Source organism: Streptomyces sp. NPDC043854, from assembly GCF_056436005.1.
The window spans coordinates 17,355-33,239 of record NZ_JBWKDK010000048.1 but is presented as its reverse complement, the minus strand read 5'-3'; the positions used below and the strand labels follow the sequence as shown (position 1 = coordinate 33,239).

The 15,885-nt window shown below is 72.3% G+C and carries 13 protein-coding genes; 6 read left to right on the top strand and 7 right to left on the bottom strand.

From position 1 onward, the window contains the following. The first annotated feature begins 36 nt into the window (after nt 1-36). Together AC068A_RS30370 and AC068A_RS30365 are read left to right on the top strand one after the other, a co-directional pair. Nucleotides 37-309 (top strand): SH3 domain-containing protein, encoded by a 273-nt coding sequence (locus tag AC068A_RS30370; protein WP_478589468.1) that lies wholly within the window; start codon nt 37-39, stop codon nt 307-309. A gap of 231 nt (nt 310-540) precedes the next feature. Next, complete coding sequence (locus AC068A_RS30365) at nt 541-948, top strand: YciI family protein (protein WP_478589467.1); 408 nt, start codon at nt 541-543, stop codon at nt 946-948. Nucleotides 949-1,028: 80 nt separating this feature from the next. On the opposite strand, the gene AC068A_RS30360 is transcribed toward AC068A_RS30365, so the two are convergent. From AC068A_RS30360 to AC068A_RS30340, 5 genes are all read right to left on the bottom strand, one after another. Then, nucleotides 1,029-1,961, bottom strand: coding sequence for a carbohydrate ABC transporter permease (locus tag AC068A_RS30360; RefSeq protein WP_478589466.1), 933 nt, complete (start codon nt 1,959-1,961; stop codon nt 1,029-1,031). After that, nucleotides 1,958-3,292, bottom strand: a complete 1,335-nt coding sequence (locus AC068A_RS30355) for an ABC transporter permease (RefSeq protein WP_478589465.1) — start codon at nt 3,290-3,292, stop codon at nt 1,958-1,960. The genes AC068A_RS30360 and AC068A_RS30355 overlap by 4 nt, the downstream gene beginning before the upstream one ends. A gap of 10 nt (nt 3,293-3,302) precedes the next feature. After that, nucleotides 3,303-4,640 carry an ABC transporter substrate-binding protein gene (locus AC068A_RS30350; RefSeq protein WP_478589478.1) on the bottom strand — a complete coding sequence of 446 codons (1,338 nt, stop codon included), beginning with the start codon at nt 4,638-4,640 and terminating at the stop codon, nt 3,303-3,305. A 100-nt stretch (nt 4,641-4,740) separates the two neighbouring features. Further along, entirely contained in the window at nt 4,741-6,423 is a 1,683-nt protein-coding gene (locus AC068A_RS30345) for a glycoside hydrolase family 13 protein (RefSeq protein WP_478589464.1), read from the bottom strand. Nucleotides 6,424-6,638: 215 nt separating this feature from the next. Beyond that, nucleotides 6,639-7,910 (bottom strand): ABC transporter substrate-binding protein, encoded by a 1,272-nt coding sequence (locus AC068A_RS30340; protein ID WP_478589463.1) that lies wholly within the window; start codon nt 7,908-7,910, stop codon nt 6,639-6,641. Between the two features lie 169 nt (nt 7,911-8,079). Here AC068A_RS30340 and AC068A_RS30335 point away from each other — a divergent pair, with 169 nt between their 5' ends. The 3 genes from AC068A_RS30335 to AC068A_RS30325 are packed head-to-tail and all read left to right on the top strand — an operon-like array spanning nt 8,080 to nt 11,686. After that, a complete protein-coding gene (locus tag AC068A_RS30335) occupies nt 8,080-8,586 on the top strand; it encodes a PadR family transcriptional regulator (protein ID WP_478589462.1) in 507 nt (168 codons plus the stop codon). After that, nucleotides 8,583-9,356, top strand: a complete 774-nt coding sequence (locus AC068A_RS30330) for an ABC transporter ATP-binding protein (RefSeq protein WP_478589461.1) — start codon at nt 8,583-8,585, stop codon at nt 9,354-9,356. Before AC068A_RS30335 ends, AC068A_RS30330 begins: the two co-directional genes overlap by 4 nt. 2 nt (nt 9,357-9,358) lie before the next feature. After that, the gene (locus AC068A_RS30325) at nt 9,359-11,686 is read left to right on the top strand and encodes an ABC transporter permease (RefSeq protein ID WP_478589460.1); all 2,328 of its coding nucleotides are present in this window, start codon (nt 9,359-9,361) and stop codon (nt 11,684-11,686) included. Nucleotides 11,687-11,699: 13 nt separating this feature from the next. On the opposite strand, the gene AC068A_RS30320 is transcribed toward AC068A_RS30325, so the two are convergent. Continuing rightward, the gene (locus AC068A_RS30320) at nt 11,700-13,316 is read right to left on the bottom strand and encodes an ADP-ribosyltransferase domain-containing protein (RefSeq protein ID WP_478589459.1); all 1,617 of its coding nucleotides are present in this window, start codon (nt 13,314-13,316) and stop codon (nt 11,700-11,702) included. Between the two features lie 309 nt (nt 13,317-13,625). Between AC068A_RS30320 and AC068A_RS30315 the strand changes: the two genes are divergently transcribed. Then, a complete protein-coding gene (locus tag AC068A_RS30315; RefSeq protein WP_478589458.1) occupies nt 13,626-14,303 on the top strand; it encodes a macro domain-containing protein in 678 nt (225 codons plus the stop codon). Nucleotides 14,304-14,418: 115 nt separating this feature from the next. Here AC068A_RS30315 and AC068A_RS30310 read toward each other — a convergent pair whose 3' ends face one another. Further along, nucleotides 14,419-15,705 carry a phytase gene (locus AC068A_RS30310; protein WP_478589457.1) on the bottom strand — a complete coding sequence of 429 codons (1,287 nt, stop codon included), beginning with the start codon at nt 15,703-15,705 and terminating at the stop codon, nt 14,419-14,421. Nucleotides 15,706-15,885 lie beyond the last annotated feature (180 nt).

Sequence of the window (15,885 nt, the reverse complement as noted above, 5' to 3'; positions counted from 1 at the left end):
GCGATCACAGCCATCAGTCATGCCCTGGAGGAAGAGATGCCCAGCCCGCAGCCGCCCTTCGGTACGGTCGTCAGCCCCAACGGCGTCAACCTGCGCAGGTACCCGAGCACCGATTCCGCCATCACCGGAACCCTCGTGCACGGGACGGAGATCGGCCTCATGAGCAAGGTCCACGCCCAGGACATCGACGGCAACAGCATCTGGTACCTGCTGCGGGACAGGCCCGTCTGGGTCTCGGCCCGGCACGTCGACAACACCGGACCGGTCCCCCTCTCCAAGGACGTGGAGCCCCCGCATCCCGAGGGCTGAGGGACAGTCATGTCGGTGCCGCTGCCCGACGGCCCGGTCCTGTGGGGCAATGCGGGCTCCGATCCGGGGTACCGCATCGGTGTCTTCGCCTCCCGCGACCCGGGGCGGCGTCGGCCCGCGACGCACGGTCGGTCGAGGTCCCGCTCACCGACGAGGGCCACCCGGGGGAATGTGCGGACCCGGCCCGTCCGGGAGCCGGCCCGCCGGACCGGGTGCTGGTTGGCTGGGGGGATGAAGTACTTCGTGACGGTCCAGGCGAGCCAGGCGGACTACGACGCGATGGAGGGGAAGGCCTCGCCCGCTCCCCCGTGGAGCCGTGACGAGATCACGGCCATGGTCGCCTTCATGAACGAGCTCAACGCGGAACTCACCGCCTCCGGGGAACTCCTGGACGGGCAGGGGTTCACCGCACCTGCCGACGCCCGGTTCGTCACCGGCTCCCCCGGCCGCGAGCCGGTGGTCACCGACCACCCGTACGCCGACTCCGACGTCCTCACCGCCGGCTACTGGCTGCTGGAGTGCTCCGGCCTCGACCGCGTCACCGAGATCGCGGCCCGGATCACCCAGTGCCCGGTGCCGGCGGGCTCCCCCGAGTACCCGGTGGTGATCCGCCCGATCGGCGAGGCCCCCGCGGCCTGAAGGCGGCCTCCTCCTCCGGGCTGCGGGAGGAGGAGGCCGCCGTGGGGCACGGGACGCGCGGCGCTGTTTCACGGGCGGCGCTATTTCACCGATCCTGCCATCACGCCCTGGACGAAGTGCCGCTGGAAGGCGAAGAAGACGACGAGCGGAACCACCAGGGACAGGAACGCGCCCGGCGCGAGGATGCCGATGTTGCTGCCGAACTGCCTGATCTGGGACTGGAGCGCGACCGTGAGCGGCTGGGACCCGCTGTCCGCGAAGAGCAGCGCCACGAGCATGTCGTTCCAGACCCAGAGGAACTGGAAGATGGCCAGGCTCGCGATGGCCGGCCGGCCGAGCGGCAGCACGAGCCGGGAGAAGATCCGCCACTCGGTGCCGCCGTCCATCCGGGCCGCTTCCAGCATCTCGCGCGGAATCTCGGCGAAGTAGTTGCGGAGCAGGAAGACCGCGAACGGCAGCCCGTAGGCGACGTGGAAGAGGACGACGCCCGGGATCGTGCCGAACAGCCCGACCGCGCCGAAGAGTTTGGCCACGGGCAGCAGGCCGATCTGCACGGGGACGACCAGCAGTCCGACGACCACCAGGAAGATGCCGTCCCGGCCGGGGAACTCCAGCCAGGCGAAGGCGTATCCGGCGAGGGCCGCGATGCCGACCACCAGGACGGTGGTGGGCACCGAGATCAGGACGGTGTTGCCGAAGGCCGCCGCGATGCCGGAGTCCTCCAGCAGCGCGCTGTAGTTGTCCAGGGACAGCTGGGACGGATCGGTGAGGGCGGTCCACCAGCCGCCGGAGGCGTTGTCCTGCTCGGAGCGCATCGAGGACAGCAGCAGGCCGGCCAGCGGGGTGATCCACACGAGGGCGACCAGGATCAGCAGGGCCTGCACGGCCGAGCTGCTCAGCAGGCGGGACAGCCGGTTCCCGCGGCGCGGCCCGGGTGGGGACGGGACGGGGGCGGGCCGCAGCGCCGTCGCCCGCCCGGGCGGTCGGCGTTCGATGGTGCCCTGGCTGCTCATGTTCCACTCCTTCGGAACCGCCGGATGTTGAAGACCATCGCGGGGACGACCAGCAGCAGGAGCACGATGCTGAGCGCGCTGCCGAGGCCCTGGTCGTTGCCGCCGCCGAAGGAGACCAGCCACATGCGGGTGGCCAGTACGTTCGCCTCTTCCTGGACCGGTCCGGGCGCGATGATGTAGACGAGGTCGAATACCTTCATCACGTTGATCACCAGGGTGACGAAGACGACGGTGAGGACCGGTGCGAGGAGCGGCACGGTGATCTTGCGGAATATCTGGCCCTCGGTGGCGCCGTCCATCCGGGCGGCCTCCAGCGCGTCGCGCGGGATGGTCGCGAGCCCGGCGCCGATCAGCACCATCGCGAAGCCGGTCCACACCCACAGGTAGGCGCCGATGATGGCCGGCGTCACCAGGGCCGGGCCCAGCCAGTTCACGCCCTGGTAGGGGGCGGCGAAGTTGGCCGCGGGCAGCCGGACGGTGTACTCCCCGGCGGGCAGTCCGGTGAAGCGGAACGACCCGTCCGCGCCGGCGGTGGCGGTCGCGGCCACCCGGCCGTCGCGTACGGCCTCGACGGTCATGCCGGGCAGGCCCTTCTCGCCCGGGTCGACCTTGCCGGGAGTTCCGGCGCCGCCGGGGGCGAAGTCCAGGTAGACGACGCCCGCGATGGTGTCCGCGCCGGGTGCCGGCGGCGCGGCCGCGGCCCTGGCCCCGGCCGGTACCGCGTCGGGTGCCACTCCGACGAAGCCGAGGCCGACCGGGTCGCCGGGGCGCACGGCCTTCTCGGTGCTGTACGGGCCGCCCGCGCCGCCCGTCAGGCCGTGGCCCTCGCGGGGTCGGGCGGTCGGGTAGGCGGCGGCGTCCTGGAAGGTGTCGTGGATGCCGACGGCGACCGCGTTGAGCACGCCCCGGTCGGGGTCCTGTTCGTAGGCGAGGCGGAAGATGATGCCCGCGGCCAGGAAGGACACGGCCATCGGCAGGAAGAGCACCAGCTTGAAGGCGGTCGCCCAGCGCACCTTCTCGGTGAGCACGGCGAGCACCAGGCCGAGTCCGGTCAGCAGGGTCGGGGCGACGACGACCCAGATGGTGCTGTTGCGGATCGCCTTGAGGGTGGCCGGGTCCTGAACGATCGCCGCGTAGTTCCCGGCTCCGACGAACCGGTCGCCGCTGGCGTCGAAGAGGCTGCGGACGAAGGAGAAGACCACCGGGTAGACGACCAGTGCGCCGAGCAGCAGCAGGGCCGGCAGGACGAAGAGGACGGCGAGGCGGCGCTGCCTCCTCCGGGCCCGGCGCCGCGGGTCGGCCGCGGCGCGGGCGGTGAGGGTGTCAGGCATGGGGGCCGCCTCAGTTCCCGTAGGCCTTGGCGGCCTCGGCCTCGAGCTTCGCGGCGGTGCCCTGCGGGTCGGAGGGTTCGCGCAGGAAGTCCTGGAGGAGCTTCCACTCGCCCGCGCCCTTGGTGCCGCCGAAGGCTGCCGGGGCCTGGTCCGACATGTCGAAGCGGACGGAGTCGCCGGCCGCGACGAGGGACTGGGCGGTGCTGCGGGTGGTGTCGTCGCCGTACGCGGAGAGGGCGACCTTGTTGTTCGGGGACAGGAAGCCGCCGGCGCCGGCCCAGACCTCGGCCGCCTCGGGGGAGGCGAGGAACTCGACCAGCTTCATGCCGGCCTTGCCGTTCTTGCCCTGCTTGAGGACGACGGCGGCGTCGCCGCCGCTGACGACCGGCGCCTTGCCGCCGTCGACGGCGGGGAACGGGAAGAACTTGGCGTCCGTGCCGAGCTTCTTGCCGAACTGGTCCTTGGCGACACCGCCGACGAAGTCGCCCTCGTAGACCATGCCCGCCTTGGGTTCGGGGCCGAAGACCTGCTCGACGGAGGAGGGGAAGTCGGTCTGGAGGGCCGTCTGGGCGCCGCCGGCGACGAGCTGCTTGTCCTTGAACAGTTCACCGAGGGTGGTGAGGGCCTTGACGACGCTGTCGTCGGTCCACTTGATCTTGTGCTGGGCGAGCTGGTCGTACTTCTCCGGACCGGCCTGGGAGAGGTAGATGTTCTCGAACCAGTCGGTGAGGGTCCAGCCGTCCTCGCCGGCTATGGCGAAGGCCGGGCGGCCGGAGTCGGCGAGCGAGCGGCCGGTCTTCAGCAGGTCGGCGTAGCTCTTCGGCTCGCCGGCGCCGGCCTGGGTGAAGGCGTCGGGGGCGTACCAGACGGTGGACTTGTGGGCGGCCTTGAAGTAGAGGCCGTAGTACGTGCCGTCGACGGTGCCGTAGTTCTTCCACACGGGGGCGAGGGAGGAGTCGGCGGTCTTGACGGTCTCGTCGGACAGGGGCTGGAGCCAGCCCTCCTTCGCGAACTGCTTCAGGACGCCCACCTGGGGGACCATCACCACGTCGGGGGCGTTGCCGCCCTCGATCTTGCTGCCGACGAAGGTGGAGACGTTGTCGCCGGAGGGGACGAAGACCGTCTTGGCGCCGGTCTTCGCGGTGAAGGCGTCCAGGACCTTCTTGAAGTTCTTCTGCTCGCTGCCGGTCCAGACGCCGGCCACGGTCACGGTCTGGCCGCTCAGCTCGCCGCCGGAGGCGGGTCCGGTGGTGGTGCCGCCGCAGGCGGTGGCGCCGAGGGCGAGGGCGAGGGCCGCCGAGGTGGTGGCCGCGATGCGTCGGGGCGTCGTGCTGGGTCGTCGCATGATGGGCTCCTTTTTCGAAGGGGCGGGTGAGGCGTGGGGGCGGGGGCGGGTGATGCCTGCGGGGGCGGGTGATCCCTGCGGGGGCGGGTGGTGGTTGCGGGGCTTACGGGGCCGGGAACTCTCCCGTCCACCAGGCGGCGGTGGCGGCGGGGAGCACGCCGTCGGGGCACGGGCCGCTGGCGAGGAGCGGCGTCCCTGCGACCGGGGCGGGCACCGGCTCCGTGCCGAAGTTGACCGCGCAGACCAGGCCGTCTCCCCGGACGACCGCCAGCACCTGCGGGGGCGTCTCCAGCCAGCGCAGGGTGCCGTCGCCGAGCTGCGGGAGGCTGCGCCGCAGCTGGAGGCCGTCGCGGTAGAGGTGCCAGAAGGAGCGGGTGTCGGCGAGGGCGCGGTCGGTGGTGTGCTCGGCGAACCATGCGGGCTGCGGCAGCCACGGCTTGATGTCGGCCGCGGCCTGGCTGAAGCCGAACGGGGAGGCGTGTCCGGACCAGGGCAGGGGGACGCGGCAGCCGTCCCGGATGTGCTTGCGGCTGCCGGTGCGGTGGAAGATCGGGTCGGTGAGGACCTCGTCGGGCAGGTCGAGGACCTCGGGGAGGCCGAGCTCCTCGCCCTGGTAGACGTAGGCGGCGCCGGGGAGGGCGAGCATCAGCAGGGCGGCGGCCCGGGCGCGGGCCGCGCCCAGTCCGCTGCCTTCCACGCCGGGCTCGCCGGCGTAGCGGGTGACGGTGCGGACCTGGTCGTGGTTGTTGAGTACCCAGGTGACGGTGGAGCCGGTGCCGGCGATGTCGCGTATCGCCTCGGTGATCGTCCGGCGGAAGGCGTCGGCGTCCCAGGGTGCGCTGAGCAGGTCGAAGAAGAACGCCTGGTGCAGTTCGTCGGGGCGGACGTACTCGGCGTGCTCGCGGGCGGTCGGCACGGACACCTCGCCGACCAGCAGCCGCTCGTGTCCGTCGCGGGCGGTGTACTCCTCGCACACGGCGCGCCAGCGGCGCCACACGCCGTGGACCTCGGGCTGGTTCCAGGCCAGCTGGTTGACGGCGTCGCGGGCCCGCTCGTCGGCTCCCGGGTCGTCCGAGTCGGGCAGCTCGGGGTGCTTGAACAGGCCGGCGGCGACATCGATGCGGAAGCCGTCGACACCGCGGTCCAGCCAGAAGCGCAGGACCTGCTCGAACGCGTCGCCCACGGCCGGGTCGCGCCAGTTCAGGTCGGGCTGCTGGGGCGTGAACAGGTGCAGGTACCACTCCCCGGGTGTGCCGTCGGGCTCGGTGACCCGGCTCCAGGCGGGGCCGCCGAACATGGCCCGCCAGTTGTTGGGGGGTTCCGCACCGTCCGGGCCGCGGCCGGGAGCGAAGTGGAAGCGGGAGCGGGCGGCGCTGCCGGGCCCCGCGGCGAGGGCGTCGCGGAACCACGGGTGCTCGCTGGAGCAGTGGTTGGGGACGATGTCGAGCAGCAGCTTGAGGCCGAGCCGGCGGGCGTCGGCGACCAGCCGGTCGAACTCGGCGAGGTCGCCGTAGACGGGGTCGACGCCGCAGTAGTCGGCGACGTCGTAGCCGTGGTCGTGCTGCGGCGACGGGTAGAAGGGGCTGAGCCAGATGCCGTCGACACCGAGCTTGCGGAGGTAGGGCAGCCCGGCCCGTACGCCGGCCAGGTCGCCGATGCCGTCCCCGGTGCTGTCGAGGAAGCTGCGGACGTAGACCTGGTAGATCACCGCGTCGCGCCACCAGGCGTCGCTCGCCTTTGCGCTGCGGGAGGGGAGGCCGGTGTCGGCCGGAAGGGTGCGGAGCATCTCGCGTCGACCTGTCTGCTGAATGCGAGAGCGCCCTGATCAGGTGCGCTGTTATGCATGCATGTTAAGTAGCGGCGACCGAAAGGTGTCAACGATGTGTCCAGAAGTAGCCAGAAGTTGGGGTGGTTTGTACCGAAGCATCCACGTAGCACGACGAAGGGCATCTACTTAACATGTAAGTAGATGCCCTTCGGGGAGGTGAAGAAGGAGTGCGATCAGCCCTTGCGGGAGAGGGCCTCGAGCTCGCGCGCGAGCCGCGCCACGGCCTGCTCGGGTGACTGGCGCAGCGCCATCAGGTCCTGCGCCACCGCCTGCACGGCGATGCTCACCTGGTCGTAGCGCGGGCTCTTGGGCCGCGGCACCGCCGACAGCACGCTCTGCCGGAGCGTGGGGAGGTACGGGTAGGCGCGGATCAGCTCGGGATCCTCGTAGAGTGCGGCACGCACTGGCGGCAGCGAACCCCGGGTGAGGACCTTCCGCTGGACCGGTTCACTGGTGAGGTAGGAGATCAGATCGGCTGCCGTCGCCGGATGCCGGGCATGGCTGCTGACGGCGAGGTTGGAGCCGCCGAGCACGCTGCTGCCGGGCCCGTCGGGTCCGGGCAGCGGCACGGCCCCGAACCTGCCCGCGACCTTCGAGCCTTCGGCGCTCGCGTTCGAGTACACGTAGGGCCAGTTGCGCAGGAACAGCAGCCGGCCGTCCTGGAACGCCTGCCGGGACTCCTCTTCCTTCCAGCCGAGCGCCTCGCGGGGGATCCAGCCGTCCCGCGCGCCGTCCGCGAGGAACCGCAGTCCGGCGCGCGCCGCGTCGGAGTCCACGGCCACGCGTGCGCCGTCGTCCCGCAGGATCGATCCGCCCGCCGAGTGGACGGCCTCGGCGACGTTGACGGTGAGCCCCTCGTAGGGCAGGAACTGGCCGGCGTAGCCGTCCAGGCCGTGCCTCGGGGCGATCGTGCGGGCCTGGCGGGCCAGTTCGGCCCAGGTCCGCGGCGGCTGCTCGCCTTCCCGGTCCAGGATGTCCTTGCGGTAGTAGAGCAGTCCCGCGTTCGTGACGTACGGGACCGCATACAGCCGGCCGTCGAAGGTCGCGGTGTCGACCACCGGCCGCAGGAACGACTCCAGCGGGAAGCGGCTGCGCTCCAGCGGGGAGATCCATCCGGCCGCGGCGAACTCGGAGGTCCAGGCCACGTCGATGTTCAGCACGTCGAAGCGGTTGCCGCCCGAGCGCAGTTCGCTGATCATCTGGGCCCGGGTCTCGTCGGCCGAGTCGGGCAGTTCGACGAGCGTCACGCGCTCGCCGGGATGGCCCTTGTTCCAGTCGTCGAGCAGGGGCGACAGGTAGTCGGTCAGGTCGCCCGCCGTCGCGAGCGTCAGGGGGCCGCGGGCCCCGGACGCTCCCGCGTCGGCGCGGACGCCGAAGCCGGCGTACCCCGCGACCACCACCGCCGCGACCAGGAGAGCTCTACCCGCGGCACGCATCCACCGCATAGGTTCCTCCCGGTGCACGATCCGGCTGCGCTGCCGAACATTGCGGCCTATATATACCTGTTAGGCATGCGCGATACTAGATGCCCAGGCAGACGGGGTGGGCGGCGGTGCCGACCGGCCCGTTGCCCGGTGAACGGTTGACTACGGAGCGAGAAGGAGGGGGGAGCGAGTGCGTCTGCCGCTCCTGGCACTCCTCACGCGTGGCCCTGCCCATGGTTACGAGCTGAAACAGGACCTTGAGAAGCTCCTGGGCGCCGCGTACCCTCAGCCGAACGTCGGCCAGGTCTACGTCACCCTCGGGCGCCTCGAGAAGAGCGGTCTGATCGAAGGCGAGGACGTCGAGCAGGCGGGCCGTCCCAACAAGCGTACGTACCGGCTGACCGACGCCGGGCGCGAGGCCGTGCAGGCCTGGTTCGAGGACACCGCCGAGGAGCCCCGGGTACGGGACGAGTTCTTCATGAAGCTCGCTCTCGCACCGCAGTCGGGGATGGCCGACCCGGTCGCGCTGATCAACAAGCAGCGGCGGCAGTACCTGAACACCATGCGGGACCTGTCGAAGCTGGCCGCAGCCGAGGACCGCGACAACAAGATTTCCCAACTGCTGATCGAGGGCGCCATGCTGCACCTGCAGGCCGACCTCGACTGGCTGGAACGCTGCCAGGAGGAGCTGGAATGAGCGCCGCCGCCACCGCCGCTCCTGACGTGCCCATAGTCCGCGCCGAGGGCCTGGCGAAGACGCACCACGGCGAGGGTGCGCCGGTCCACGCGGTGCGCGGGGTGGACCTGACCGTCCGGCCGGGCGAGTTCGTCGCGGTCACCGGACCTTCCGGAGCCGGGAAGTCCACGCTGCTGCACCTGATCGGCGGCCTCCAGCGGCCGGACGCCGGGAAGCTGTGGATCGGCGGGGAGCGGGTCGACGAGTACCGCGAGGCCCGCTGGGCCGTGCTCAGACGCCGCAGCATCGGCATCGTCTTCCAGTTCTTCAACCTGGTCTCCAACCTCACCGTCGCCGACAACGTCGAACTGCCCGCCCTGCTCGCCGGCACCTCCCCCAAGGCCGCCCGCGCATCCCGCGCCGAGCTCCTCGCCGAACTCGGCCTGGAGGGCCGCGAGCGTGCGATGCCCGGCGAGCTGTCGGGCGGTGAACAGCAGCGGGTCGCCCTCGCCCGGGCACTGGTCAACCACCCCGCGCTGCTCCTCGCCGACGAACCGGCCGGGAGCCTCGACAGCAAGGGCACCCGCGAGGTGCTGCGGCTGCTGTCCCGGTTCCACCAGCGCGGCCAGACGATCATGATGGTCACGCACGACGCGCGGATGGCCAGCGCCGCCGACCGCGTCATCAGCTTCTTCGACGGGCGGATCGCCGACGACGCGCAGCTCGGGGCCGGGGACGGCCGCCCCGGGCGGGCCGGCGGCGTGTCCCGCGTCCTGGACCTGAAGGACTGACCGTGCGGGCCACTCTGCGCTGGGCGCACGCCGACTTCCGCGCACACCGCGGCGAAGCCCTCTTCGTCGTCCTGGCCAGCGCCGGGATCATCGCGTCGCTGCTGCTGGCCGGCGCACTGTTCAGCTACGCCGCCAACCCCTGGCAGCGGAGCTTCAACCAATCCCAGGGCGCGCACGTCTGGCTGCACACCCGGGCCGGGGCGGACGCGGACGCCCTGTCCGGCCTGGACGGGGTCGCCGCGGTCTCGGGACCCTTCCGCGCGGCCGCGACGACCGTCGAGTCACGCGGTGCCCGGGCCTCGGTGACGCTGCGCGCCGCCGAGGTGGCGCCCCCGGAGACGGGGCGGCCGCTCGTCACCGCGGGCAGCTGGCTGACCCCGCCGGACGGCGGCGCCGGCCGGGACAGCGCGGTCGTGCTGGAGGCCTCGGTCGCGCGCGCACTGTGGGCCGAGCCGGGCGACACCGTACGGGTCACCGGTCCGGACGGCACCCCGCGCACCCTGCGGGTGAGCGGCGTGGCCGAGGCGGCCGAGCCCCGCTACCGGCCGGGCGGCGCACCCGGCATCGGCTGGGTCCTCTCCCCCACCCTCGACACGATGGCCCAGGGGCCCTTCGGGCAGAGCGTGGGGCTGCGCCTGGAGGATCCGGGCGACACCGACTTCATCGTCCAGCGCGCCGTGACCGTCCTCGGGGCGGACCGTGTGGCGCAGGTCACCAAGTGGCAGCAGGTGCGGGCCGAGGCGGGCGGCGACGACCGGCTCCTCGGGCAGGTCTTCGCCGTCTTCGGGCTCGGTGCGCTGCTCGCGGCGGCGCTCGCCGCGTCCGGGGCGATCGCCGCCCGGGTCCGCGGGCAGCTCAGGGACATCGCCGTCCTCAAGGCCGTCGGCTTCACCCCCGGCCAGGTGACCCGGGGCTTCCTCGTCCAGCACCTGGCCTTCGCCCTGCTCGGCGTGGCCCTCGGCACGGCGGCGATCGCCCTGCTGGGCGCCCGGATACCGGGGCGGATCGGGGACGCGGCCGAGGTGTGGCAGGGCCTGCCCGGCCACACCTCCCTGATGATCGGCATCCCGTGCGGCGCCGTGCTGCTGATCGCGGCCGCCACCGGGCTCTCGGCCTGGCGGGCCGGCCGTGTGCCGCCGGTACCGGTGGCCCGGGCGGCGCTGCCCTCCGCCGCACCGATGACCGCCTTCGGCCGGCGGGCGCTCGGCACACGGGTACCCCCCGCCCTGGTCCTGGGGTGGCGGGCCGCGTTCCCCCGACGCCGGCGGACGCTGGTGGCGGTGCTCCGGCCGGCGCTGCCGCTGGCCCTCATCACGGTCGCGCTCGTCGCCTGGTCGACGCTGGACCAGTTCCGCAGCCGGCCCGCGGTGGTCGGCCTGCCCGCGGCGCTGACCGTACGCGCCCAGCAGCCCGGAGGGCCGTCGGACCCGGAGCTGGAGAAGGCCCTCGCGGCGGTCCCGGGCATCGCCGCGGTCCATCCGGGCGCGGAGATGGCAGCGCTGGTGCCGGGGCAGACTGGCACGATCACGCTCCGCGGGCTGGGCACGGCGAAGGACCCGTACCCCTCGGCGGTGGTGGAGGGACGCCCGGCCGGCGGGCCGGACGAGGCGGTGGCCGGGCAGGGGCTGCTCGACCTCCTCGGGGTCCGGGTGGGCGACTGGGTGCGCATGACCGTCGCGGGACGGCCGCAGATCCTGCACCTCGTCGGCCGCACCATCGAGCCCGAGTCCGGCGGCCGGGTGATCACCACGACCGTCGACGCCCTGCGGGAGCGCGATCCGCAGCTGCGGCCCGACTACCACGCCCTGGTCCTGCGCGAGGGCGCGGACCCGCGGGCGGTGAGCAGCACGCTCGCCGGAGCGGCGGCCGGAACGCTGGAGATCCGCGAGACCGCCAATCCGGCCGACCGGCTGGAGCCGGCCCGCGCGGTGATCGCCGCCCTGGTCGCGGTACTGGCACTGATCGGGCTGACCGAACTGCTGACGCTGATCAGTACGGGCGTCCGCGACCGGGGCCGGGACCTGCTCGCGCTGAAGGCGATCGGCCTCACTCCCCGGCAGATCGGGGCCATGATCGTCACGGCCGCCGGACTGACCGCGCTGGCGTCCGCCGTCCTGGGGACGGCGGCGGGTGCGCTGGCCGGCCGTTGGCTGGTGGACGCCCAGGGGGCGTCGAGCGGGATCGGCGCCGGGATCGCCCAGCTGCCGCCCCTGCCCGTGCTGCTGACCGTGGTCGCCGGGGCGGTGCTCGGTGCGGTCGCGGCGGCGGTGCTGCCGGCGGCACGGGCGGCGCGGCGGCGCCTGGCGGACTCGCTGAGCGAGACCCTCTGAGCCCTGACCCTGCTCAGGACACGAGGGGGCCCTCCTCCAGTTCGGTCAGCCTCACGGTGCACAGGCCGCCGCGCTCGGTCCTGACCTCCGTCACCTTCAGCTGCGTCCCGGGCGCGAGGATGAACTCCTCCTCGTGCGTGAACGCGGAGAAGTCACGGATGCCCACCGCCCGGACGGGGACCACCTCGAACAGCGTCCGCTTCCCGCGGCTGCCGAGGAAGGCCCGCGCCACGCCGAGCTCGGGCGTGCACGAGGACACGCCCCACCAGGTCACCGTCCGGCCCATCGGGTACTGGGCCCGCAGGTCCAGCGACACGCCGCGCCACAGCGGTTCCGTACGGGCGGGCAAGCCCGCCATCGCCGAGAACAGCAGCCGGAGGTACGGGAGGTACGGCACGACCCGGGACCGGTCCGGGGAGCGCAGGACGGCGTTGATCTCCCGGTAGAACGCGGACTCGCAGGTGTAGAGGTGGAGCGCGGCGATCGCGTCGGCGGACAGGCCGCCGGCCGTCTCGTCCGCTCGCTTCTTTCCGAACTCGTGCGACCGCCTGACGTGTCCGTCCAGTCCGGACAGCAGCCGGACGACCGGGGCGACGGCATCGCGGAAGCCCATGAGCGGAGTCTCGGACACGCCGGTGATCTCCGGGAGGACGAGCCCCTCGTCCTTGACGCTCGCGAGCCGCTCCAGATACAGCTGGTGCAACTCCATCGTGGACGCGATGAACGCGCCCATGCGTTCGGCGACACCGCCGTCCCCGCCTCCGGTCTCTGCCGGCGCCGTGTTCCACCCCTTGCTCGGCAGCCAGTCGATGGCGTCAGCCCCCAGGGACGCCAGAGCGTCATTCACCATCGCGAAGTGATCGCCGTCGCAGAAGATGTCCCCCTGCGCCGCGGGATTGGGGTGGTCGATGTGCCGCACCTCGACCGCGGGGTACTTCTCCTGGAGCCGGAGGACGACCTTCTTCAGGTTGCGCGCATGCGCCCCCCACCACGCGAAGACGACACCGCGGTCCTCCTCGTCGGCGTCCTGCTTGGCCTTGAGGATCTCCTCGACGATCCGCTCGGCGACCGGCCGCCAGAACGCGGTGTGCCGGTCGGCTCCCATCGCGCCGTCACCGCTGGCGGTGAGTGCCGCGTTCAGCAGCAGTACGCCCTGCGTGAGCATCGCCTGGAACCACTCCGGAGGCTGGACGGTGTCGTGCTCCTTCAGCAACTTCCGGATGTCGGCGATGGGGGTCTTCTTGGGGATCCCGTACTTCCACATCGCCGCCGCCTTGATGATGCAGCGGATGCTGACGACCCTGCCGAACTGGCTGTCCTTCCAGTCGTGGAAGGTGTTGTCGAACATGGCGATGCCGGTGGCGCTCTCCGGCCGCGGGTACGGGTTCTGGCCGAAGACGACGACCTTCCACTTGTGCGGCGGGTTCGGCTTGAGCGCCTGGAAGGTCAGTTCGCGGACGGGAACGACATCCCGGCCGCGACCCGGGCCGATGAACGTCGCCGCGCCCGGCTGGGCCTCGATGACCGGCTTGAGCAGGGGGAGCCACGGCTCGCCGCCGCCCTTGAACAACTCGGCGAGGGCCAGCGGGTCGTTGGGGTCGGGCTGGGCCTGGGTGTTGGCATCGCTCATGGTGGAGGTACTCCGAAGGATCACACCGTGCCGGCACGGCAAGGGCACGGGCACGGTTGGCGAGGTGGTCGGCGTCCGCGCGGAGGCGGCGGACAGGCGAAGCGGAATGGATCCGGGAGCATGCGGCGGGGCGGGTGGGCACACGTCGCCGCTGCTCGATCAGCGGAATCCGGCGGCAGGCTAACACCGGTTCGACCGGCCCCGCAATCGTGACGGACAGTCACCGGGACGCGCAGGGAGGGGCGTTGTCAGTGGGGCCCGATAGCGTCGTAACCGGTGGGCAGACCTCTTGTCGACGGGAGTCGAATCATGACCGTGAACCATGTGCAGCCGCAGCTCAGGGTGGTCCTGACGGACATCAACACGAAGGTGGTGGAGTCGTGGCGGGCGGCGTTCGCCGACACCCCGCAGATCGAGATCCGCAAGGGGTCGATCCTCGATGAGGAGGTCGACGCCTGGGTCAGTCCGACCAATTCCCGGGGCCGGATGGACGGCGGCGTGGACGCCGTCATCAAGCGGCACCTCGGAGCGGGCATCCAGCTCCGCGTGCAGCGGGCGATCCGCGACGGGTTCGCGGGCAGCCTTCCGGTCGGTAGCGCGGTGTGCGTTCCGTCCGGGGCGGTCAATCCGCGGTTCCTGATCTCGACGCCGACGATGGAGACGTCCTCGCAGAACGTGAGCGAGACGCTGAACGTGGCCCTGGCGTGTGCCGCCGCCTTCCAGGCGGTCCACCGGCAGAACCTGGCGCAGCCGGGCAGCATCAGGTCGGTGGCGCTGGTCGGCATGGGCGCGCAGACCGGCAGGGTGCCGGCCCGGGTGTGCGCCAACCTGATGTGGACGGGCTACACGCTGTTCAACGACCACCGCTTCGAGGACTACGACGATCTGCGCGGCACGATCGTCGCGCAGCTCGACGACATCGAGAACGCACCCGAGGAGAAGCGGATACGCATCGCGCCGCCCCGGCGGGCCACCTCCCGTCGCTGACCGGCGATCCGCTACCGGTGCGCGGGCGGGCCGGACGGCGGCGTCATGGCGCCGGACGCGAGCCGAACGCCCCGCCCTCCCTGCGGGATTGGCGGGGCGTAGGACCCGGCCGGGATCAGTCGAGGGCGTGGAGGACGTCGCCCAGGTCGACGAATTTGAAGCCGGTGGCCTCGCGGTCGCCGTCGCCGGGGGTCTCCTGACCGTCCTGGACGACGAGCAGGCCGTTCGGGTACGTGGCGCCGAGCGGCGCGTTGAGCGCGGCGGCTCCGTCACAGACCTCCGAACCGTCGAGGGCGGCCGAGGCCGCGGTGACCCGGAAGGCGCCCTCGTACTCGTTGTCCTCGTCGCGCTCGCGGTCGTAGGCGACGAACCGGTTGTCGCCCTGGCTGGAGGCCAGCAGGTACCCGTCTCCACCGCGCTGCGTGACCAGGGTCAGGCCCTCGACGTCGGCCGAGAGGTGCGTACCGCCGTAGCCGGGGTCGGCACCCGGCGTGCATTCCTCGGTGGTCTCGTCGTACGTGCCGGGGACGCCGTACTCGCGGACCTCGTCCATCAGCTGCGGGGTTCCGGTGAGGTCCGCCCTGATCCGCCAGATGCCGACGTCCTCCTGGCCCGCGTAGAGCGTGCCGTTCGCCGGGTCGACAACCATGCCCTCGACCTGCGGCAGCTCGCCGGGCTCGGCGCAGGGCGCCCAGGTGGTTCCGTTCGGCAGCCGGAAGGACGACGGGAGGTCCAGGGTGCGCACGCGGCGGTAGTCCACCGTGCCGGAACGGGTCGTGACCAGCTCCAGCAGCGCGATCCGGGTGCGGCTGCGCTGGCTGGCCAGCGCGTAGGACCGCCCGGTGCTCCGGTCGGTCCAGGTGGCCAGGCCGTAGGCGGTGGCCTGCTCGTTGACCTCGCCCTGGTCGGTGGAGAAGACGGGCCGCACGCCGGGGTCGGTGATGTCGGTGAGCGGGCCGCCCGGCCGGTCGCGGTCGATCCGGTAGATCCGCAGCCGGTCGTTCCCGCGGTCGCTGACCACCGCGACGTCCGCGCGGGCCCCGCCGACGCGCAGACCGTGCACGAGGTCGACGTTGTTGAACCGGCCGGGAGCATCGCCGGCACCGGGGCCGGCCGGTGCCGGAATCGACTGGACCTCCTTGGCGTCCAGGTCGTACACGCGCAGGCCGCCCTGCTTGGCGGTGGCGATCACCAGGCTGCGGCCCGGGTCGGCGGGGTTGCGCCAGATCGCCGGGTCGTCCGCGTTCGCGTCGCCGCCGGCCTCGTCGTCGAAGAGGGCCCGGGTCTCGGCCTTCGGGTGGACGGCCTTGATTCCGTGGGCCTCGGCCGGCAGTGCGAACGAGGCGGCGAGCACCCCGCCCAGGACGAGCGCGATGGCGCGCCCCACAGGACGTGTCGTCATGGTCCTTCTCTCGTAGCGGAGTTGGATTGGCGGCGACACGCTCTCGCGGGCGGGCGGCCGCACGAGAACCGCCTACCAACCAGTAGGTGAATTCGCCGGTACGGGCGCGGCGGCGGCAACCCCGGCGGAGCCGCTGATCCGGGATCTGCTCGCCGGCGCGAAGCCCGGTACCACGGCTGG